Here is a 1,626-nt window from a genome sequence, read left to right as displayed (position 1 = left end):
GCCATCATAACATACTGTCTGGTTGCCATTGTCGCTTACAAATTGAAAGTCAACCGTCCAATCTACGAAATTCTACAAATTTAGAGCTTTTCTCTACTGGATAAAACACCTGTAAGAGAGATACTTACCAATTGTGATTACAAAAATATCAAAGAACTAAATTATAAACAACTGAAAATCAGCCGGGACTAAGTGCCAAGCAGTGACTCCGGAAATATAGTGGTAATCGTTTAAATCTTATAATTCTGCACTATAAATTTAACACTTTTATCGCTATACCACTAATTATCAGCGAAATATACTTATTATTATTTCGAACTCACGTTATTATATGCCCTTACGGGCGCACCTGCAACTCCTCTTGGGTATCTGTTGCCAATGGTACTCCCGGCACACAGCACAAAAAACAAGAACCTCCAATACGTGGAAAAATTACTTCTAGCTGCTTTTCAATTACTAATCTGTTCAAAAATCCTTCATGTCGTTATCTCTACTCATTTGTTTATCGTGTTATGTATTTATGTCGACAAGGTATCATATTGACTGTTTACAACGGCCATGTAATCCGCATAGCATGTTTATTACAAATGTACGAATAATCTCTCATTCCCCCGCCCCTTCCTCATCCTTACCGGAATATTATCCATGAGAATAAACATATTTTCCATCATTCAATTGCTGAGAAATAGCTTATTTTGCAAAAAAACACAGTATCCGGAAGTGAATTAAAACAATACGCAAGCATATTAATCTTAATACACATGAAGAAAAGAAATATTCTAATGAGCTTATTGCTCAGTAGTGCTCAATGGATGATAGCTCAGGAAAGCCTGAGCCTGGCAGGAACCTGGCGCTTCCAAACCGACCCGATGGGATTCGGGAAAACACCCGGTTCGGAGCTTTATCTATCCAAACTGACTGAGTCGATCCAGCTGCCAGGCAGTATGGACGAAGGTGGCAAAGGTATGCCCACTACCGCCCGTTATGTAGAACGGCTGACCCGCAAGTTTGAATACTGCAGACCGGCTTGGTATCAACGTGAAGTTACCATTCCCCAGTCGTGGAGCAACAAGGATATTCTCCTCCACTTGGAAAGATGTCAGCTGCCGATTGATTTCCCTTGACCTTGCGCTCTTCCCCGTGGCACGACCGGAAAGCCATGCCGATTCCGGAGCCGTCATCTTCACGCTGAAGGCCGCCTCGGAATACTTGCCTACATTCAACCTGCCCATAATCGGGCACTCTCCCTGTTCATCCGCTTCGCTCTTTTTCAGGTAGAACGAAACCCTTACATCTTCTTGATTCATAGCTCTATACTTTTAATTGCAAAATTAACCGGTATAGAGTTACCTGTCGGCATGAAAAATATGGCAGAACATAGAAACAGACCCCTGAAACAGAGAACAACCCGTTGGTTGAATTAAAATTCTAAATATTTACAAATGAAAAAGTTGCACAATTTGCGGATTATTATTAAATTAGTGGTAACCACACCGTTAACTACTATTGCACTGCTTATGCGCAACTTCATAGCAAATTTCGTCAGAATCCTCGGAATCTGCAAGGATTTTGCCGGAAATCGAGTTAATGAACATGGAAACGTACCCAGGTGCGGTGTTGTTCCCA

General features: G+C 41.3%; 3 pseudogenes. 2 read left to right on the top strand and 1 reads right to left on the bottom strand.

Going from position 1 to position 1,626, the window contains the following annotated elements:
- Window positions 1-782: 782 nt before the first annotated feature.
- Window positions 783-1,100: pseudogene (locus HU824_RS19955) on the top strand (beta-galactosidase); the annotation flags it as partial.
- Here the strand turns inward: HU824_RS19955 and HU824_RS19380 are convergent.
- A pseudogene (locus HU824_RS19380) lies at window positions 1,101-1,307 on the bottom strand (site-specific integrase); the annotation flags it as partial.
- A gap of 210 nt (window positions 1,308-1,517) precedes the next feature.
- Between HU824_RS19380 and HU824_RS19950 the strand changes: the two are divergent.
- Window positions 1,518-1,626: pseudogene (locus tag HU824_RS19950) on the top strand (IS982 family transposase); the annotation flags it as partial.

It is taken from the genome of Bacteroides sp. L10-4 (assembly GCF_013373675.1).
Taxonomy (GTDB): Bacteria; Bacteroidota; Bacteroidia; order Bacteroidales; family Bacteroidaceae; genus Bacteroides; species Bacteroides muris.
This window is presented reverse-complemented; position numbering and strand designations above follow the sequence as displayed.